The 21,456-nt window shown below is 33.8% G+C and carries 16 protein-coding genes; 10 read left to right on the top strand and 6 right to left on the bottom strand.

Features of this window, described 5'->3' with window-relative positions:
- Positions 1 to 56 precede the first annotated feature (56 nt).
- Together OD917_RS04450 and OD917_RS04445 are read right to left on the bottom strand one after the other, a co-directional pair.
- A complete protein-coding gene (locus tag OD917_RS04450; RefSeq protein WP_263522348.1) occupies positions 57 to 1,859 on the bottom strand; it encodes a glycoside hydrolase family 2 protein in 1,803 nt (600 codons plus the stop codon).
- Positions 1,860 to 2,165: 306 nt separating this feature from the next.
- Complete coding sequence (locus OD917_RS04445) at positions 2,166 to 2,771, bottom strand: nucleosidase (RefSeq protein ID WP_263522347.1); 606 nt, start codon at positions 2,769 to 2,771, stop codon at positions 2,166 to 2,168.
- A gap of 182 nt (positions 2,772 to 2,953) precedes the next feature.
- On the opposite strand from OD917_RS04445, the gene OD917_RS04440 reads away from it, so the two are divergent.
- Genes OD917_RS04440 through OD917_RS04425 form a run of 4 tightly spaced genes read left to right on the top strand, consistent with a single transcriptional unit; the run spans position 2,954 to position 5,307 of the window.
- A complete protein-coding gene (locus OD917_RS04440; protein ID WP_129748020.1) occupies positions 2,954 to 3,517 on the top strand; it encodes a DUF6642 family protein in 564 nt (187 codons plus the stop codon).
- Between the two features lies 1 nt (position 3,518).
- Positions 3,519 to 4,457 (top strand): helix-turn-helix domain-containing protein, encoded by a 939-nt coding sequence (locus tag OD917_RS04435; RefSeq protein ID WP_263522346.1) that lies wholly within the window; start codon positions 3,519 to 3,521, stop codon positions 4,455 to 4,457.
- A 49-nt stretch (positions 4,458 to 4,506) separates the two neighbouring features.
- The gene (locus tag OD917_RS04430; protein WP_263522345.1) at positions 4,507 to 4,707 is read left to right on the top strand and encodes a hypothetical protein; all 201 of its coding nucleotides are present in this window, start codon (positions 4,507 to 4,509) and stop codon (positions 4,705 to 4,707) included.
- 27 nt (positions 4,708 to 4,734) lie between these two features.
- Complete coding sequence (locus OD917_RS04425; protein ID WP_129748018.1) at positions 4,735 to 5,307, top strand: pentapeptide repeat-containing protein; 573 nt, start codon at positions 4,735 to 4,737, stop codon at positions 5,305 to 5,307.
- A gap of 91 nt (positions 5,308 to 5,398) precedes the next feature.
- Here the strand turns inward: OD917_RS04425 and OD917_RS04420 are convergent, their stop codons facing one another.
- From OD917_RS04420 to OD917_RS04405, 4 genes are all read right to left on the bottom strand, one after another.
- A complete protein-coding gene (locus tag OD917_RS04420) occupies positions 5,399 to 6,967 on the bottom strand; it encodes a DUF5123 domain-containing protein (protein ID WP_263522344.1) in 1,569 nt (522 codons plus the stop codon).
- Between the two features lie 30 nt (positions 6,968 to 6,997).
- Entirely contained in the window at positions 6,998 to 8,788 is a 1,791-nt protein-coding gene (locus OD917_RS04415) for a RagB/SusD family nutrient uptake outer membrane protein (RefSeq protein WP_263522343.1), read from the bottom strand.
- Between the two features lie 20 nt (positions 8,789 to 8,808).
- Positions 8,809 to 12,036: a SusC/RagA family TonB-linked outer membrane protein gene (locus OD917_RS04410; RefSeq protein WP_263522342.1), complete on the bottom strand. Its 3,228-nt coding sequence runs from the start codon at positions 12,034 to 12,036 to the stop codon at positions 8,809 to 8,811.
- A 617-nt stretch (positions 12,037 to 12,653) separates the two neighbouring features.
- Positions 12,654 to 13,820, bottom strand: coding sequence for an MFS transporter (locus tag OD917_RS04405; protein WP_263522341.1), 1,167 nt, complete (start codon positions 13,818 to 13,820; stop codon positions 12,654 to 12,656).
- A gap of 103 nt (positions 13,821 to 13,923) precedes the next feature.
- On the opposite strand from OD917_RS04405, the gene OD917_RS04400 reads away from it, so the two are divergent.
- The 6 genes from OD917_RS04400 (at position 13,924) to OD917_RS04375 (ending at position 21,383) form a co-directional block, all read left to right on the top strand.
- Positions 13,924 to 14,757: an AraC family transcriptional regulator gene (locus OD917_RS04400; RefSeq protein WP_263522339.1), complete on the top strand. Its 834-nt coding sequence runs from the start codon at positions 13,924 to 13,926 to the stop codon at positions 14,755 to 14,757.
- 70 nt (positions 14,758 to 14,827) lie between these two features.
- Positions 14,828 to 15,187, top strand: coding sequence for a hypothetical protein (locus tag OD917_RS04395; protein ID WP_263522338.1), 360 nt, complete (start codon positions 14,828 to 14,830; stop codon positions 15,185 to 15,187).
- Positions 15,188 to 15,284: 97 nt separating this feature from the next.
- A complete protein-coding gene (locus tag OD917_RS04390) occupies positions 15,285 to 15,812 on the top strand; it encodes a DUF3347 domain-containing protein (RefSeq protein WP_263522337.1) in 528 nt (175 codons plus the stop codon).
- A gap of 1 nt (position 15,813) precedes the next feature.
- The gene (locus tag OD917_RS04385; RefSeq protein WP_263522335.1) at positions 15,814 to 16,374 is read left to right on the top strand and encodes a helix-turn-helix domain-containing protein; all 561 of its coding nucleotides are present in this window, start codon (positions 15,814 to 15,816) and stop codon (positions 16,372 to 16,374) included.
- A gap of 230 nt (positions 16,375 to 16,604) precedes the next feature.
- Positions 16,605 to 19,139 carry a heavy metal translocating P-type ATPase gene (locus OD917_RS04380; RefSeq protein WP_263522333.1) on the top strand — a complete coding sequence of 845 codons (2,535 nt, stop codon included), beginning with the start codon at positions 16,605 to 16,607 and terminating at the stop codon, positions 19,137 to 19,139.
- Between the two features lie 3 nt (positions 19,140 to 19,142).
- Positions 19,143 to 21,383 carry a multicopper oxidase family protein gene (locus tag OD917_RS04375; RefSeq protein ID WP_263522330.1) on the top strand — a complete coding sequence of 747 codons (2,241 nt, stop codon included), beginning with the start codon at positions 19,143 to 19,145 and terminating at the stop codon, positions 21,381 to 21,383.
- Positions 21,384 to 21,456 lie beyond the last annotated feature (73 nt).

Here is a 21,456-nt window from a genome sequence, read left to right as displayed (position 1 = left end):
TAAAAAAAACCTCCAAAATCTAAAGGACTTTGAAGGTTTTTCTACTTGGTCTTTCTTTACTTATATTCTACTTCTTTTTGAGCATACCAATCTTTCATTACATAAAAAGCTTTCTTTTTAATTCCCTGATCTGAAATTAATCCTTTACGATTGAAGAAATCCTGAATATTAGGCAACTGTCTTCTTGGAGATCTGAAGTCAACTAGAATCCACGGAGAAACTCCTGCTAATCCTTCAATACGATTAAACATTTGTGTGTTCTGAATGTATAATTCTTCTTGGTATTCTTCATTCCAGCGTTCTTTTTTATCGCCATGAAGTCCTTGTAATGCTTCACCTCCAAACTCACTAATAATAACAGGTTTATTATACGGAATTACCCATTGCATGTCTTTACAAGATTCGTTAGTTCCTCTATACCAGCCTAAATATTGATTGAAACTCACAATATCTACATATTCATTCATATTGTCGTGAAGTGTATTGATATTATTGGAACTTGAAGTTACCTCCATCGCCATACTGATTAAACGAGAATTATCTTGTGTGCGTGCGTATTTTGCCAATTTGCTTAAGAAAGCATCTCGATCGTCTCCGTGTGGCGTTTCATTGGCAATTGACCAGATTACAATTCCGCAACGGTTTTTATCTCGGTAAATCATATCATGCAACTGGCGTTCAGCATTGGCATATGTATTAGTATTTGTCCATGAAATAGTCCAATAAACCGGAACTTCAGACCAAATCATTAGTCCCATTTTTTCGGCTTCTTTTACCATATTTTCATTGTGAGGATAATGGGCCAGACGAACATAATTACAGCCCAATTCTTTTGCCCAATTCAACAAAGTTATGGCATCATCTTCAGACCACGCTCTTCCAGATCTAAAAGGCGCTTCTTCATGAATACTGATACCACGCAAAAAGACTTTTTTTCCGTTTAGCAGAATTTCTTTGCCTTTTGTTTCGATAGTTCTAAAGCCAATTTGATCCGCTATATTTTCATCTGCTTTAGAAATGGTAACATCATATAATTTTGGTTTTTCTGGCGTCCATAAAACTGGACTGGCTTTTACTTCGAAATAGGCCATTCCTTTAGAATCTGTTGTAATGCTTTTTTTAATTTTCAATTCTGGAATGGAAACCGAAACTGTTTGATTTGCCGATTCGCTATTTAGTTTTATCCAACCCGAAATTTTTCCTTTTTCTTTTTTATCCAACTGAACCAAATAATCTTCAATATAAGTATTCGGAACTTGAGCCAGAGTAACATCTCTTGTAATGCCGCCGTAATTCCACCAATCCATATTTACAGTTGGCACATTGTCTTTGTGTCGTTTGTTATCGACTTTTACTACTACAAAATTATTTCCGTCAACTAATAAATTGGTTACATCAAAATTGAAAGGCGTGTAACCGCCAATATGAGCTCCTGCCAATTTTCCGTTTACATAAACTTTCGCATCGTAATTAACCGCTCCAAAATGAAGAATTCCTTTGCTTTTGGAATCTTTTTTATAATTGAAATCTTTCTGAAACCAAACCGTTCCTTCGTAAAAAAACAATCTTTGATCCTTCGAATTCCAATCAGACGGAATGTCCATAACTGCTGAAGTTGCAAAATTATATTCGCTTAATTCTGTGGTGTTCCATTTTTTATTTTCGAAAAATCCGTTGTTTTTAAAAGGTTCTAAACGGTAATTATAATATCCGTTTTCGAGAGGATCTACAATATATCTCCATTTTCCGTTTAGCGTAATATTGTTTCTGGCTGAAATATTAGATAGTAGCGAAATTTCCTGTGCCATTGCTTTTCCAATAAACAGAAAAGTACAGCACAGCATTACAATTTTCTTCATAGTTAAAATCATTTTGGTTTCAATAGTTAATTAGTTTTTCATCAAAAATGAAAACTATAAAGTTAAAAAGTTTCTTTAAAGCATAATTAAATCAACCTCATCCATTTCTTCAAAATACCCCATCAAATACTTATCAGTTTTACTGTATGAGGCGTATTTAGTCGCTTTTCATTCTTTACTAATACTAAAATTAGGTATTCTCAATATGTCGCACCGTTGGAGCTTTTTGAATTTGAGGATTTGAATTATGCTACAAATCTTTTGCTCCGCTGAAGCAACTTCCTAAAAAAACAAAAGCCATTTCAATTAAGAAATGGCTTCTGATTCTTTTATTAATCCCAAAATTTTGCCGTAAGCAATTGCTGCTTTATGAACTTGAACCGTCCAGTCTTCGGCAGCATTATCATCGGCTCCATCAGAGATATATTTTAAACTTAAAAACGGAATATTTTCTTTCATGGCAATCATGGCTAGAGCGTAAGCTTCCATATCAACCACATTATAAGCGTCTGAACAATGCTCCATTTCGAAATTATCTCCTGTTCCACAGATTCCTTCTTGAAGATTGTCCATTAATAAACCATATTCTAAAACTGGCGGTAAACCAGAAAGAGGCGTTTCGTATAATGCAAAACCTAAACCTCGAACATCCATATCTCTTTGTATAAATTTGGTACAACAGATTACTTCGCCTTTTTGAAAACAGCTGCTTCCTGCCGATCCTAAATTTATTATCACAGAAGGTCTTTTCTTTTGAATCGCTTTTGTCAATTCATAAGCTGCGTTTACTTTTCCGATTCCAGTAATTAAGACATTCTGTCCTTTAAAAACTTCTGCTGCTTCAGATTCAAGAGCAAAAGAGAATAATATATCTTCGAGAGCAAAAGATGCCGTCTGATTAATTTGTATCATGTGTAATTTATTTTCGGTTTACAAAAATACGCTTAAAAATTTACTCGGCTTTAACCAAAGTTTAAAATCTAAAAAGCACGTTAAATTCTATTTTCTATGCTAGATTTCATTTCAGAAAAAATACTTTTGTTAGAATCATAAAAGAAAAATTTCAATCCCTAAATACCAGAAAGAAAAACTGCATGGATAATGAAAAATTTATTTTCTGCCTTGAAGGCGTCCGAGATATAGACGATCATACCCCAACTAATGTGGTAAAATGTTTGGAAGAATTGGCCATTGACCAAGGAATTTCGAGCATTCATAAAACTTGTGATACAATCGAAGGTTTGGAAGAAAGTTTGAATATTTTACTTTACGAAGATCATAATTTCAAAGACTATGAAATTATTTATCTTGCCATGCCAGGTCAGGAAAATAATATTTGTCTTCACGATTATTATTACAGCATCGAAGAAATTGCCGAATTGTTTGAAGGAAAAATGAAAGGAAAAATTATTCATTTCGCAAATCTGAAAGTTTTAGATTTAAATGAAGAAGAAGCACAATATTTCTTAGACATAACGGGAGCGAGAGCAATTTCTGGCTACGGATCAACTTATAATAAAATTGCAAGCTGCAGCACGATTGACAAAGCTTTTTTTAGTTTGTACCAGGAAAACGATAATTTAATTGAAGTTGTCGAAGATCTTTATGCCAAACATTACAACCTCTGTAAACTACTTGATTTTAGATTATATTATTAGAATGAAAAAGCAGGCAGAAAAAATAAAAACCTATAATCCAAAAGGATTTCGAGAAAAGTTTTTAGGAGAAGACAATCCTATTCATTTGCTTTTCAAATCGGATTCTGATCATTTTTTCTGTCTTGAAATCGAAGAAATGATGCAGATGCAGCATCCTGTTCCGCCTTCTAAACATTCTTGCCATACTTTAATTTTTATTTCTTCAGGTCAGCATGTTATGAAATTGGGTTATCAGGAATACATCACAACGGATAACGAAATGATTATGGTTCCTGCTGGGCAGATTTTTTCGCTTGATAATGTTAACAATATTCACAAAGGTTATATCTGCCAGTTTCATCCTGACATTTTAATTAGAAAATACGGAAGCCGCGAACTGCTAAATGATTTTGATTTTCTAAAGATTTCAGGAAATCCGAAAATTAAACTCGCTCCTGAAGATATTGCCCCAATTACAAATATATTGGAACGATTGAAAAAGGAATATTCAGAAACTACAATTACAGATTTAAATATTGTCCAATCGTATCTTATTACTTTGTTTTATGAAATGAATAAAAATGCGGTAAAAACCGAAAAAAACATTTCGGCTGCAGAAGCCATTACAGCAAAATTCAAAGAATTGATTCACGATCATATAAAAACCCAACATCAGGTAAATTACTATTCTTCTCTATTGAATGTCACTCCAAACCATTTGAATAAATGTGTTAAGACCATCACAGGAAAATCTGCTGTTAAATGGATTGACGAAAACATATTATTAGAAGCTAAATATTTATTGTTCCAAACTACACTTTCTGTAGGTGAAATCGCCACGCAAGTAGGCTTTGAAGATCAATCTTACTTTAGCCGTTTTTTCAAAAAAACAGAAGGAATTTCTCCTATTCGATATCGAAAATTGATTGATAAGTCCCAATTATTGATTAGAGAATCCTAACAAATATGTAGACGTTTTTCAGAAATTTGCTCCTTCAAAAATGCAAATTATGATTTATGTTTTTAAAACTTCCGTTGATAGCCAAGCCAAATTTGAATCGGCTTCTGTACTTTTAAATGAATTATTGCCTAATTCTCTGTGGAATTTTGATCTTGAAGATTGTGACAATATTCTTAGAGTTGACAGCGAATTGAATGTTGCAGAAATACTTCAAAACAATACTATTTTCGAATGTATCGAATTAGAATAGAACTTTAAATGCCTTTTTAATTTTTTTATGGAATCAAAATTATATCAAAACCGAACTTTTGAATCGATCGATTATTCGGATCAAAGTTTAGCCAATACCGAATTTGTTAATTGCAAATTCATTAACTGTAACTTTTCTAAAAGTGAATTGAGTCATAATGATTTTCTAGATTCTACTTTTAAAAACTGTAATCTTTCGCTGGCAGTTTTAAAAAACACTGGATTGAAAAACATCAAATTTATTGGATGCAAATTGATGGGGCTTGATTTCAGCGCTTGCAATAGTTTTTTGTTTTCGATGAATTTTGAAGATTGCATTTTAGACTATTCAACTTTCATTTATAAAAAGCTCAAGAAGACAAATTTCATCGATTGTTCTTTGAAAGAAACGGATTTATCTAATAGTGATTTGTCTTTGGCGGTTTTTAAAAATTGTGATCTTTCTGGCGCCACTTTCGTGGAAAGTATTCTGGAGAAAACTGATTTTAGAACTTCTAAAAATTATTCTTTTGATCCGTCAGAAAACAAAATAAAAGGCACTAAGGTTTCACATACAGCCCTCGCAGGATTACTTGCAAAATTCGATTTACTAATTGAATAAATTCGATATCATTTTTGCGAAAATTATAGATTCATAAAAAAAGCGGAATACAAAAATGTATTCCGCTTTTCTATTAACTAACCATGAAATTTTATTTTAACCATCTTGGATCTCCAATATTGTTATCAATCAACGTTTGATTTTTAACTGTGAAATCTCCATTTGCTGGATCAACAAACTGCGGATTTGCAGTAGTTGCCGATGCATCAATTTTATTGTTTGTAATTGTTCCATCTATAAAACTTGGAGCATCATTATAATAGTTTTTACTAAATGTTGGCTGCGTTGTCAATGGCTGGTTGGTATAAATTGCAGTTGTTGAAGTAATCAACGTATTTTTAACTGTTGAGGTATTATTTGCAAAACGCACATATAATATTCTCTTTGGTGCAACTGTATTTGAAACAGCATAAAGCGTACAGCTTTCAATTAAAACATTTGTAGTTAATCCAGTTCCAGAGAAACCATTTGGAGAAACCACTGCATCTGCTCTTACAAAGTCACGTCCTGTCGAACAAGTATCGAATGTACTGTTTTTAAGAACAATACTTGCAACATACGTATTTCTAAAATCGATAAAATCTGCACCTATATTTGTGTTTACATTTTTTACAATGCTATTATCTACTGTGAAAGAAGACAATTTAGAACCAGCTGCGTTTGCCGCAATTAACGCACGAGTATAATCATGTACTTTACTGCTGCTAATTAAGAAATCACCGTAAGTTGAGTTTGCTCCAGAGATAGTAATTACGGCCGCATTATCCATTCCTGTTCCATCCAAATCTAAATCGATCAACGACAGATTTGCTGTTCCAGCATTAACGGTAAATTTCACATGCAACTTCGGCTTATCGTAAGTACGAAGCCCTCTTAGTGTTATCGATTTGTTCAATGCGATCTCGCCTGTAAATACAGTATAATCTCCAGGCATTAATACTAGAACTGATCCTGAAGCTGCTTCAGTAATTTTAGCATTCAAATCGTCTTCTGGTTTAATTAGAATTCCAGTTCCAATATCAATTCCAGTTGTAAATGTTGTTGTACCTCTTTTCTTAGTACCATTCATTAACTCTGCTGTATAAGCTGTTTCGGCAGTTAATCCTGTAACAACTGCTACTCCTGCAGTTTTTTCTGCTGCTGTAATCGTATGTGTTATTGCACCTGGATTTACAACAATTTGTGTAACAGAAATATTAGGAGTCCATCTTAAAGTCGCTTGTTTTGCTTCTACATCACCATCTTGAATTGGAAGAAAAAGTTCCTCAGATGCAGTTGTAGCAGTTACAACAGACCATTTAGAATCATCCAAACCAGATGCACTCACTGATTTCACTCTAATAGAATAAACTGTTTCTCCTTCTAGCGCCACTTTTACAGGAAGTTCTGTTGGAGCAACATTGATGGTTTTATAAATGGTTTTAAACTCTGGATCATCTGCACTAAACTCTACCACATAATGATCTGCATCTTCTTTTACTGTCCAATTCAATTCAACAGTAGTCTGATTTCTAATAGTAGCTGTAAGCCCTATTGGTGAAAAAGCTCTAGTTACATTTAAATCGTCGATAACGGCCTCATTAAAAGTTTCACAACTTGAAAAAGTCAGCAAAACTAATAATGCAGCGATTATTCCTTTAGTTATATATTTTGTTTTCATAATTCTACTTTGTTAATTATCAGAATGTTATTAATATCCATAATCATTAGTCAGTTTTCCATTGCTTCCATCAAGGAATACCTGCCAGATTGGCCAGAATTGTCTATTATCTGGATTAACCCCTGGTTTGTACAAAGTATTTATCTTAGTTTCTGATGCGGCACCAGTCCAAGTCCAAGCGAATTGTGTATAATCTGCACCTGGGTTTGTAGTTTCGCCACGGTTAAGACCATAAATATCTAAGCTTACATTATCAGATTGGTACTTATAATATAATGTCGCTGGAACATCTGCGTAAGCACCTGTACGATCCGCTAAATTTTTCATTTTTACTTTAGCTTCATCTAATTTTGTTTTTAATAAATTCCAACGAATAAGAGCCTGTTTACGCTCCATTTCACCAGTAAACTCATATTTATTTTCTTCAACAAGAGCATTAAACATAGCTGTTTTGCTAGTCAACGCATTTACATAATTATCAACTTTTTCTGTTTGAACTGCTGTTGGGAATGCTCTTCTTCTAATTTCTTTTAAATATGGAGCTGCTGCTGATGGGCCTTCTAATTCGTTAGCTGCTTCAGCCGCAATTAAAAGAACTTCTGCATATCTCATGTAAATTTTGTTTACCCCATCGTCATTTGTTGAAGTAACAAAACGAGTCATCCATTCGTAACGGTATTTTCCAAAATACCAAGTATTTAAAGCTCCCAATTCTTGTTTAGCAATATTGTTTACTGCTGTACCATATTTATAAGGAACACAAGTTACATCTCTTCTTGTATCTGCTTGATCATAATCATAGAATACCGTTGGAAGCGGACCTGCTACACCTCCACGATTTGCACCGTTAGCATGAAACTGATCATTTGTAGTATGACGAACTGCAAAAGTAAATAACATACGACCTCTACCATCTGAGAATGGAAGCTCCCAAAGAGATTCTCCTCCTGCAGTAATATTTTCTTGGTTGTATTTTTTCCAAAATGTCTCAAATGAAGACTCCAAATGTGCTGAACCGCTTGCAATAACAGAGCGAGATTCTGACAAAGCTAATGCATACATATTTGCAACAGATAATTCTGGATCTGTACTTCTTCTGATTCCGTCAGGATATTGCTGATAACCGCTTGCCGCTAATGCTAAACGAGCACGAAATCCCTTCACAAAAGCTTTATTAATTCTTTCGACTGTACTTGTCGCAGTAGACTCACCTGGCCAAGGAACCAATGTTGCAGCTTCAGCTAAATCAGCTAGAAGTTGTTTGTAAATTACATCTCGACTTGATTTTTCAACATAAATAGTAGCATTGTTTAAAGGTTCAAATCTTGCAGGCACATCTCCCCAAGCTTTTACCAAATCGGCATAATAAATTGCTCTTAATGTCAAAGCTTCACCTAGTAGATATCCTAATTCTGATCCTGGTGTTGGATTACCATAAGTACGTAAACCACGAATACAGATATTAGCACGCTCAATACCTGAATACATCATTGCCCAAGCATTGTTAGTTGTATTCATCTGAGAGTTATTTGGCTTTGCATCATAAGTACATAAATCAGAAGCATCACTAACCGTCTGAGAAGAATTGTACCATTCTGTATCTGTATTTAATCCATAAAAAGGAAGAAAACGTCCTCTATATGAGTTGGTCTCAGCAAATGGAATTTTAATCCCGTCAATTGCTGATTCAGCTAATCCTGGGCTAGAAAAAATAACCGATTCGTCTAGTGTCGATTTTGCTGGAGCATCTAAGTAATCATCTGAGCAAGAAGTAAAAAAGCTTGCTACAAATATTCCTGCGATTAATATTTTATGTTTCATCTTGTGAAAGTTTTACTAAATTAAAAATTAAGGTTTAAACCAAAAATAAACTGTCTGCTTCGCGGATATGCTGAATAATCAACACCCGGTGTGTAAGGCGTGTTTCTTCTAGTTGAAGCTTCTGGATCTGGACCTGAATATTTTGTCCAAACAAAAACATTACTAGCTGTAAAATAAAATCTTAGCTTAGAAACTCCTAAAGCAGAAGTTAAATCGCCTGGTGTAGTATAACCCAAACTTAAATTATTAAGTCTCAAGAAAGAACCATCTTCAACAGCCCAGTCGCTAAAAACATAACGAGGCATATAAGGAGACCACATTGTGGTATTTGCATTTAAAGCTGCTAATTCAGTTGGATCTGTAACTAACTGTCCTGTAGTCGTATTCAAGTTTGTCCATCTTGTTCCATCAGCCATTTCAGAATTTAAATTTCTATATTGCCCATTTGGAATTGATGTCGAAAACTCCACTTTATTTGCATTGTAAACATCATTTCCAATACTCCAGTTAAAAGCAGCAGAAAGATCAAATCCATAAGCATTAGCATTTAAAACCATACCTCCAGTACTTTTTGGATTAGCGTTTCCAATAACCGTAAGATCATTAGCATCTACCTTGCCATCGCCATCGATATCTTTTAATTTCATAGCCCCTGGTTGCATCTTTCCTACTATTGTAGTAGCATCTGGCACTCCATTTTTTAAAGTATAAGCCCCTGAACTGTAATCAAAGTCTGAGACTTCATAACGTCCATCGCTCTTATAACCATACATGATACCTAATGGCTGCCCTACGTTTACTAAATAATCTCCAGTAATTGAAGAAGATGCCCATCCAGAAGACGCAGTAAAATTTTCCATTACTCCAAGTGAGTTGATTTTATTGGTATTAAATGCAGCATTGAAAGATAAACTTACTCCGTATTTAGGTCTTTCAATAAGATTCAAGTTCAAAGTCGCTTCAACACCACCGTTTTGAATTTCACCCATGTTTCTATATTGATTATCATAACCTCCAGAAATTGGGAAAAGCATTAAAAGATCTTTCGTCTTATTTTTATACATTTCGACAGATCCAGTTACTTTATTTTTGAATAAGTCAAAATCTAAACCGATGTTTTGTGTAATTGTAGTTTCCCATTTTAAATCTGGATTAGCCATTGTTTTAGAGGCTGCCCAATAGTTATCAACACCATTTATCCATGTTGATGTAGAAGAGATGAAACTTTGAACCATTTGTCCAGTTGGAATATTGTTATTACCTGCTTCACCATAACTTACTCTTAATTTAAGTAAATTAACCCATGAAGCATTTTTCATAAATTCCTCTCCAGATATTTTCCAAGCAGCCGCAGCCGCAGGGAAAAAGCCCCATTTATTATCTCCTAAAAATTTACTTGAACCATCTGCACGATAAGTAGCTGTCAGAAGGTAACGATCTTTGTAATCATAATTTGCACGTCCAAAGAAAGAAAGTAATTTATCATCTGGATAATAGAAATTATCAACCGATACCGGAGTTCCTTGTGTAGTTAATTTCTTTGCCTCATCTAACTCGAAAGACAACGGATATCCTTGAATTGTATTTGTTAAATCATTTCTTTTATAATCGATAGATTCTTCTCCCAAAAGTATTTTCAAACTATGATTCTCGCCAGTTATTTTTTTCAAATCGTAGTTAAGCGTATTTGCATTTCTAAAACGAGTATCTTTTCTATCTGACATTATCATTGCAGGCATACCTTGTCTTTCTGCCGCAGGGTTATTTTTTACGTAATAAGTTGTACGTCCGTAAAAACGGTAATCTTGAAAGTTGTAATTATCTAAACCTAATTCTGTTTTAAAAATCAAATCTGAAGTAAGTTTCCAAGAAAAACTTCCTAATGTGTTAAAGTTTTTTCTCAACTGCTCACGGTTGTTATCTACAATAGAAACAAAAGGATGCACTAAATTGTTAGCTACAGCTTCATCTGTATCATCAGTTGTTAATCCAGGAATTGGAATTGGCGCATATCCAACAACATTTTTCAAACGAGAATCTGCAGATGAAACTTCATTTTGTTCGTTCATTCCGGCACCATTAATTTCAGTATCAGAATAACGAACTGTAAAACTTAAATCAATTTTATCTGAAGCTTTACTATTTAAAGCAAGAGATAAGTTATTTCTCTTAAAATCTGATCCAAGCATAATTGCTTTTTCATCATAATGTGCATAGTTGAAGTTATAATTCATTTTATCACTTCCACCACGAATAGATAAGTCACGGCTTTGCACTTCTCCTGTACGTCCAAAAACTTGCTTCTGCCAGTTATTTCCTTTCATACCTTTATACATATCATAATCCTGCCAGTTACCAAAATATTTAGTGTAAGAACTTGGGTTGCTCAAAATAGTTTTATCATTCTGATCAAGCAAAGCATATTCATATTGCCATTTTACATAGTCCTCTGGAGAAGTTACGTCAATAGTATTAGCCAGTTTTTTCATTCCGTAGAACATATTGTAGTTCACTGCTATTTTACCATCTTTACCTTTTTTAGTTGTCACAATAATAACTCCATAAGCTCCTCTAGAACCATAAATTGCAGTAGATGATGCATCTTTTAATACGGTCATTGTTTCAATATCTGAAGAAGAAATATCGTTAATATTGTTTACTGGAAAACCATCTACGATATACAAAGGAGAAGCATCTTGGCTTAAAGATCCGTTTCCACGAATTCTCACTTGAACATTTGAATCTGGCGAACCTTCTGAAGAAGATACTGATACACCGGCAATACGTCCTGTTAAAGCTTCAGCAACGTTAGGAACCGGAATCTTACGTACTTCACTTCCAGAGAACGTTGCAACTGCTCCTGTTAAATCAGATTTTTTAGAAGTTCCATATCCAATTACAACAACTTCATTTAAATTATTAGAATCTTCAGATAAAGTTGCATTTACTTTCGTTTTACCGTCAGCAGAGATATCAATCGTTTTAAATCCTATAAAAGAAAAACTCAATACGGCTTTTGAATTGGTCAATTTCAATTTATAATGCCCGTCAAAATCGGTAGAAGTTCCGTTCTTAGTTCCTTTTTCTAAAACGTTTACCCCAGGAAGAGAAAGTCCCGCGGCATCTTTCACGGTTCCCTCTATCGTTGTGCCCTGCGCGTGTATTTGACTACCGATCAATAAGCACAGTAAGAAAACAAGTTTAGAGCAAAAATCTGCTCCTTTGTTTAATAGTTCTTTAAAGTTCATGGTTGATTGTTTAAGTTAATTAATGTTTTTCGTGTGGTTTAAGTGGTTTTTTGTGGTTACTGTTCAATTCATTCTTATAATTATTACTTGTGGTTTTGCTTTAGCACTATAATTTTTCGACGTCTTATTTCTACTTCATTTATATTCCTTTTCCAATCCAAATACTTAATCGATTTCGAACATCGAAGAAAAAGTTGTAATCGATTACACAAACATAGATATTTTTTTTAAACGAAAAATAATTTTTGCCAAAAATTTCATAAAAAAAATTACAAATCAGAAATTTTAGCGCTTTTTTATATTAGATATATAATTTATATCGACATAAAATATTAAATATATTATTATTAATCGTTCATTTGATTTGATTTTTGCAAAAAAAACAATCGATTACAGGAATATTAATTACGAAATTATTAGGTGTGGATTTTACACTTAAAAAATTAAAGAAATTTTAAAAAAAACTAAATGAAATACAAAAAAGAGCGTTCTTTTAAAGCGTATTTTCTGATAAAAACAGCCGATTGAAGAAATATGTTCTATAAAATTTTAATTATAAGACATAAAAAAAGCCCTTAAACAAACGTTAAGGGCTAAAAAAGGTAAGTAAATTGTATTTAAATGTGCTGCAACTGCACTTGTTTTTGATGTAACCTCATCAGTATGAATGTAATAATCATTCCTATAACCGACATCATAACTCCAATAAGGTTTGGAGAAGAATAGCTAAGTCCTGCAGCCAAAGGTAATCCGCCTAGAAAAGCTCCTAAAGCATTACCAATATTAAAACTTCCTTGAAGAGATGCAGAAGCAATCATCTCCGCTCCTTTTGCTGTACGAATCATTAACATCTGAATTGGTGCAATTACCGAGAATGAAATAGCTCCAGTTAGAAATGTCAAAAATAAAGATACATATTGATTGAATGAGAAAAAGTAAACTAAAACCAAATCTAACGACATTACCATCAATAAGGCTAATGTAGTTGGTGCTGGCGAAAATCTGTCTGCCAATTTTCCTCCAACAAAATTACCAACAACCATTCCTAATCCTGCCAAAATCAAGATTGAAGAAACATCTTCTGGAGAAAATTTAGATACATTAATTAATAAAGGAGCAATATAACTGATCCAAGCAAATAAACCTCCGAAACCAATTGCCGTAATTCCGATAATTAACCATGCTTCTGTACGTCTAAAAAACTGAAGCTGGGTCTTCATATTGACACTTTCCCCTTTTTCAAGATTCGGCATCCATAAATAAATAGCTAAAAATGTTAGTAAGCCAACAATAGCAATCAATACAAAAGTATAGCGCCAAATAAAATGATGACCTATATAAGTACCAATCGGCACGCCAATTAAATTTGCAATTGTTAATCCGGCAAACATGGTCGAAATAGCTTGCGCTTCTTTTCCTTTGTCTGCCAAACGGCTTGCAACTACCGCTCCTACACCAAAGAATGCGCCGTGTGGCAAACCTGAAAGAAATCGAGAAGCAAATAAAACATTATAATCTGGAGCAATAATAGAAAGTGCGTTAAAAACTGCCAGCATTAAAGCTAAAATTAAAAGCATTTTTTTAGGCGCATAATTTCTTCCTGCAATTACCAATAAAGGTGCTCCAATAACAACTCCTAAAGCATAAGATGAAATTAAATATCCCGCAACAGGAATCGAAACTTTCATATCTGAAGCAATATCTGGGAGTAATCCCATCATTACAAACTCTGTAATTCCGATAGTTAACCCTCCTAAAGAGAGTGCAATAAGACTTTTTTTCATTTTGATTAAGTATAGAAAGGAATAGATTTCTACGTTGCAAAATTAACACCGTCAAGCGGAAAATAAATTGTAAATTTGTGATATAAAATTGTATATTTAAGTTATGCCGAAATTAAATCAGTTTAAAACGCTAGTACTTGATGAGTTTGAAGAAGAGAAATTTCATCTTCCTCCGCATACTCATACTTATTATGAAATCATTTACATTAATAAAGGAAGCGGTATTCATCATTTAAACAATAATCTGCTTCCTTATAAAGCTGGCGATTTGTTTGTGATTTCGCCAGATGATGAGCATTATTTTGATATTAAGAAAAGTACCCGTTTTACTTTCATCAAATTCACAGATAATTATTTTAATTCTAAACAGAATCTGACTTGCGATGAATTTTTGGTAAATACTCCCGAAAGTTTCATGCGAGACAAAATCCTTAAAGAAACCGTTTTGAAATTTGATGAACCTTGCAAAACCATTTTAAAAAACACTGTTGAAAATATCGTAACCTACGGCCGTTATATTGACGTTACTTCTTCTCCAATTGTTTTTTATCAGATTCTTTCGATTTTTGGTTTGATAAAAGAAACCATTCGATGCATGAATCTGCAGTTACAATCAACTCATTTAGATACAGAGCAAATTGCCAATTATATCCATCAAAACATTTATCAGCCAAAATTGGTTCAGATAAAAGTGATTGCGCAACATTTTAATATTGCCCAAACGTATTTTAGTGCTTATTTTAAAAGAACATTTAGTATTAGTTACCGCGAATACATTCATAATTTAAGAACTACTTTAATTGAGAAAAGATTTCATAACAATCAATTGCCAATTAAACAAATTGCGTACGAATTTGGTTTTACCGATGAAAGCCATCTGACCAATTATTTTAAAAAACGTAAAAACATGAAACCGACAGATTTCAAAAAACTGTAGTTATTGAAATCTTAAAATATAATTTGCTCGAACATTTTTAACTAAATTTGTGCTACTAAAAACAATTTCTTTGAAAAAGAAAATCCACATAATAATGCTTTTTATAACACTTAGTTTCTTTTTGAATCCGAGTTATACTTATGCGTGCAATATGGGTCATCATAAAGAAATTGCTTCTAAAGAAGAAAACAGCTGTTCTAAAAAATGCTGTGAAAAGAAAACTTCAAAACAAGAAAAACACAATTGTGATGGAAAATGCCGTCATTATGGCTGTACAACTTCTGCATTTCAATTTGTTATTTTGACTTCAAATGATTTTGATTTGCAAAACGATACTTTCAATTTTTCTTTAAAAAACAAAATTTCATCTTATAGTAATTCTACAATTTCTTCTGGATTTACTTCTATTTGGCTGAAGCCGAAAATATAATTATTGCATTTATGACAGCCCATATTGGGTCTTTTCAAAATCAACATTTTAATTAATTTTAAAGGAAATTAAAATCCTTTATCAAATATAAAACACAATGAAAAAATCAATTATAGCTTTAACAGCAACAATCGCAATATTATTTTCTGCAAATAACATTCAAGCAAACACGCCAAATTCTGAAGTAACAGCAATCGAAATTGCAGATGCTCAATTACAATCTGTTTATGATGCTTACTTTACAGTAAAAGATGCACTTATTAAAAGTGATAGCAAATTGACTTCGGCGAAAGCCAAAGATTTACTTACTGCAATTACAGCAGTAAAAATGGACAAACTAAAAAGCAATGAACATACGGTTTGGATGAAAGTGGTTAAAAAATTAACTGCCGATGCTAAAAGTATTTCAGCTACAACAGATCTTAAAAAACAACGTGAGACTTTTAAATCATTATCAAAAAGTACTTACGATTTGATAAAAGTTTCAAGTCCGACAGAACCAATCTACAAACAATATTGCCCAATGGCAGACGCTGACTGGTTAAGCAAAGAAAAAGCAGTTAAGAATCCGTATTACGGTTCTTCTATGCTGACTTGCGGAAACGTAGTTGAAACGATTAAATAATATGAAGCTTTACATCAAAAATATGGTGTGCAGCCGATGCAAAATGGTTGTGAAGTCTGAGTTCGAAAAGCTCGGACTTCAAACTATTGCTGTTGAATTGGGAGAAGTTGAACTTGATAAAGAAATCAGCGACAAACAAAAAGAAGTTTTATTAGAAAATCTTCAAAGTTTAGGTTTTGATTTAATCGATGATAAAAAAACGAAAACCGTCGAAAAAATAAAAAACCTGATTGTCGATTTGGTTCATCATAAAAACAATGATTTAAAAATCAACCTATCAGAATATCTGGCCGAAAACCTGAATCAAGATTATAATTCGCTAAGCAATTTATTTTCTGAAATTGAAAATACTACAATAGAAAAGTATTTCATTAGCCAGAAAATTGAAAAGGTAAAAGAATTATTGATTTACAATGAACTTTCGTTAAGCGAAATTGCTGATATTCTTAACTACAGCAATGTGGCACATTTGAGCAATCAATTCAAGAAAATTACGGGCTTTACTCCTACTTCTTTCAAACAATCAAAAGATAAAATGCGTATTCAGATCGAGAATTTGTAGCTTTTTTTTAACCGCAAAGCACGCAAATAATTTACGCAAGGTTCGCAAAGATGTTTTAAGACAAAGCTTTGCGAACTTTGCGTTTTTAAACAGCCCAGCATATCAAAAATCCTTGCGCCTTTGCGGTTAAAAAAACATTTAGTAAATCTTACAAATCATTCCCAAAATTCTACAAACCGAACTCGCAGATACTTCGGAAATTTGCATTGTAATACTTAAAAACCAATACAATGACTCATCAATATATAATTTCAGGAATGTCTTGCAACGGATGCCGAACCAAAGTCGAAAAAACTTTGAATGAAATTGAAGGCGTTCAAGCAGAAGTGACATTAAATCCGCCAACGGCTACGATTACAATGGAAAAACATGTTCCGACAGAAAAATTTCAGGAAGTTTTATCTGCTGCAGGAAATTATACGATTGAAATCGATTCTCCTAAAAACCATTCTGAAACAGCAGAAAAATCTTGCTGTTCAGGTCATAAAAAAGAGAACCACAATCATCATAAAACAGAAACAAAAAAAGTACACCAGCACAGTGCAAATGGCGTTTATTATTGCCCAATGCATTGCGAAGGCGACAAAACATATAACAAACCTGGAGATTGCCCCGTTTGCGGAATGGATTTAGTACCGCAAGTTGCTATCACAGCAACACAATTCACTTGTCCGATGCATCCTGAAATTGTTTCAAACGAACCGGGCGATTGTCCAATCTGCGGAATGGATCTAGTTCCGATGCAGGCTTCAGAAAGTGAAGAAAACAAAACTTATTCTGATTTATTGAAGAAAATGAAAATAGCGATTCTGTTTACCCTTCCTATTTTCATCATCTCAATGTCAGAAATGATTCCGAATAATCCGCTTTACAATATCATGTCTATCGAAAAATGGAATTGGGTTCAGCTTTTATTTTCGATTCCAGTTTTGTTTTATTCGGGTTGGATGTTTTTTATTCGTGCTTACAAATCGATTGTCACTTGGAATCTGAATATGTTCACATTAATCGGAATTGGAACAATCGTTGCTTTCCTATTTAGTATTGTCGGAATGTTTTTTCCAGATATTTTCCCAGACGAATTCAAATCACATCACGGAACCATTCATTTGTATTTTGAAGCTGCGACTGTAATTATCACTTTAGTTTTATTAGGACAATTATTGGAAGCCAAAGCTCACGGACAAACTAATGGAGCGATAAAAGAATTATTGAAGTTAGCTCCAACCGAAGCGACTTTAGTTGAAAACGGAATAGATAAAATAATCTCAATTCACAACATCAAAAAAGACGATTTACTTCGTGTAAAACCAGGAGAAAAAATTCCAGTTGACGGAAAAATAACTTCTGGCGAAAGCAGTATCGACGAATCTATGATTACTGGAGAACCAATTCCAGTAGATAAAAAAACGGACGATTCTGTTATTTCTGGAACTATAAACGGTACAAAATCATTCGTAATGATTGCCGAAAAAGTGGGCGCAGAAACGATGCTTTCGCAAATTATCCAAATGGTAAATGACGCCAGCAGATCTCGCGCTCCAATTCAGAAATTAGCCGATCGCGTTTCTAAATATTTTGTACCAACTGTTGTTATTATTTCAATTGTAACCTTTTTTATCTGGGCAAAATTTGGTCCAGAACCCGCTTATGTTTACGGATTAATTAATGCGATTGCGGTTCTTATTATCGCTTGTCCTTGCGCACTTGGATTAGCAACTCCAATGTCGGTTATGGTTGGAGTTGGAAAAGGAGCACAAAACGGAATCTTGATCAAAAATGCTGAGGCTCTAGAAAACATGAATAAAATTGATGTTTTGATAACCGATAAAACAGGAACAATTACCGAAGGAAAACCATCCGTAGAAAAAATCTATGCCATAAATAATGACGAAGATTTTCTGCTTCAAAACATTGCTTCTTTAAATCAGCATAGCGAACATCCTTTGGCGCAAGCGGTAGTCGATTTCGCGAAAGCAAAAAATAGTTCGTTAAAAGAAGTTCAAGGTTTTGAAACTATTGCTGGAAAAGGTGTTTTAGGAACTATAGAAAACATAAGTGTCGCTTTAGGAAACAAAAAATTAATGGATGAGATTGGTGCTTCTGTTTCTACTGATTTAGAACAAAAAGTAATTTCTGAACAGAATTTAGGAAAAACTATTTCGTACATCGCTATTGAAAAAAGCGTTTTAGGTTTCGTAGCCATTACCGATGCTATTAAAGAAAATAGCGCAAAAGCTATTAAAGAGCTAATTTCTCAGGGTGTTGAAGTTATTATGATGACAGGCGACAACCATAATACAGCAAAAGCCGTTGCCGATCATTTGCATTTGAGTTCTTTCAAAGCCGATTGTCTTCCAGAAGATAAATTGAAAGAAATTGAACGTTTACAAGCACAAGGAAAAATCGTTGCCATGGCAGGCGATGGAATCAACGATGCGCCTGCTTTGGCACAATCTAATATCGGAATTGCAATGGGAACTGGAACTGATGTTGCCATCGAAAGCGCTAAAATAACTTTAGTAAAAGGCGATTTAAACGGAATTGTAAAAGCCAAAAACCTCAGCCATGCTGTAATGTCAAATATCAAACAGAATTTATTTTTTGCCTTTATTTATAACACTTTGGGCGTGCCAATTGCTGCGGGAATTTTATATCCATTTTTAGGAATATTGCTTTCGCCGATGTTGGCTGCGGTAGCAATGAGTTTGAGTTCTGTTTCAGTAATCGTAAATGCTTTGCGTTTGAGAAATTTAAAATTATAATTTATGATTAAGATCAAATATATACTTATACTTTCTTTAATTGCTCTTCAGTTAAAGGCTCAAAAAGTAGTGCGTTACGATTTGCACGTTCGTGATACGATTGTTAATTTTTCGGGTAAAGAAAAACGTGCGATTGCTGTAAACGGGCAAATTCCGATGCCGACGCTGACTTTTACCGAAGGCGATATTGCAGAAATTTACGTTCATAACGAATTAAAAAAGGAAACCACTTCCATGCACTGGCACGGATTATTTCTTCCCAATAAAGAAGACGGAGTTCCATATCTTACGCAAATGCCAATTGAACCTGGAACAACCCATAAATATACTTTCCCGATTATTCAGAATGGAACTTATTGGTATCATAGTCATTCGGGTTTGCAGGAACAAATTGGTTTATACGGACTTTTTATCATCAATAAGAAAAAAGACGATTCAACTATCCGAAAAGGAATTGATGATTTACCAACAATTCCAATTATTTTAAGCGAATGGTCAGATTTGAAACCTGAGAATATTCAGCGAATGCTTCATAATGCAAATGATTGGTTTGCGATAAAAAAAGGAACCACTCAAAGTTATTTTGAAGCTTTAAAACAAGGACATTTTTCGACCAAAGTAACCAACGAATGGAAACGAATGAATGCCATGGATGTTAGCGATGTTTATTATGAAAAGTTTCTAATTAACGGAAAAAACGAACAGCAGTTTTCAGATCTTAAACCAGGCTCGAAAGTTCGCTTACGAATTGCCAACGGAGGTGCTTCCAGTTATTTCTGGCTTACTTACGGCGGAGGAAAAATAACAGTTGTAGCCAGCGACGGAAATGATGTCGAACCTGTAGACGTAGATCGTTTGATTATTGCAGTTTCTGAAACTTATGATGTTGTAGTAACAATTCCAGAAGATAATAAAGCCTTTGCTTTTTTGGCTACAGCCGAAGACAGAACGGGATCTGCTTCTTTGTTTTTAGGAAATGGAGAAAAACAGCCAGTTCATCATCTTTCGAAATTAAAATATTTTGAAGGAATGAAAATGATGAATGACATGATGAAAATGAACGGCCAAATGAACGACATGGGCATGAATATGTCTCTGAATAAAATGGATATGAATGCCGTAATGTATCCTGAAATTTCAGGTGAAGATGAAAATTCAAAACCAATGGATCATTCCAGTCATAATATGGAAGAAATGAAGATGAAAAGTGACAGCACGGAAACTTCTGAAATTGTGACTTTGAATTATGGAATGCTGAAATCTCCCTTTAAAACCAATCTTCCAAAAGACGCTCCTGTCAAAGAATTGCGTTTTACGCTTTCTGGAAATATGAATCGTTATGTTTGGAGTTTGGACAATAAAGTGGTTTCTGAAACGGATAAAATTCTAATTAAAAAAGGAGAAAACGTTCGTATTGTTTTATACAACGGTTCAATGATGCGTCACCCAATGCATTTACACGGCCATGATTTTAGAATTCTAAACGAACATGGCGATTATGCTCCGCTAAAAAATGTAATTGATATTATGCCAATGGAAACCGATACAATCGAATTTCAGGCAAATGCTGATGGCGACTGGTTTTTTCATTGTCATATTTTATATCATATGATGGCCGGAATGGGAAGAATTTTTACTTATGAAAATTCAGCACCGAATCCGTTGATTCATCATCCTGAAATGGCTTACAAAATGCTGAAAATGGATGACCGCATGTTTCACTTTATGGCAGAAAATGATTTTGCAACCAACGGAAATGATGGTGAAGCGATGTACAGCAACACACGCTGGAGCATTGGTACAGAATGGAGATTAGGTTACAACGACAAACATGGTTATGAAACAGAAACTCATATTGGACGTTATATCGGAAAAAATCAATGGTTAATGCCTTTTATTGGTTTTGACTGGCGCTATCGAAAAATGGGAATGGATGAACAGGAACAAAATCTTTGGGGACAAAAAAATACCAAAGACAATCGTTCGGTTTTTAGTTTAGGAGCCGAATACACTTTACCAATGCTCATAAAAGCTCAAGTTGAGGTTTATACAGATGGAAACGTAAGAGTACAATTTGAACGAAAAGACATTCCGCTTTCGCAACGACTTCGAATGAATTTAATGTGGAATACAGATAAAGAATATATGGCGGGATTGAAATATATCGTAGGCAGAAACTTCGGAATCACAACGCATTACGATAGCGATATGGGAATTGGATTTGGGGTTAATTTGAATTATTAATTTTTTAAACTATGTAAGTTATTTAAGTTTATTTAAAGCATTTTAACAATGAAATAAATTATATCTTAGTTTT

The sequence above is a fragment of the Flavobacterium sp. SH_e genome (genome assembly GCF_025717045.1).
Taxonomy (GTDB): domain Bacteria; phylum Bacteroidota; class Bacteroidia; order Flavobacteriales; family Flavobacteriaceae; genus Flavobacterium.
This window is presented reverse-complemented; position numbering and strand designations above follow the sequence as displayed.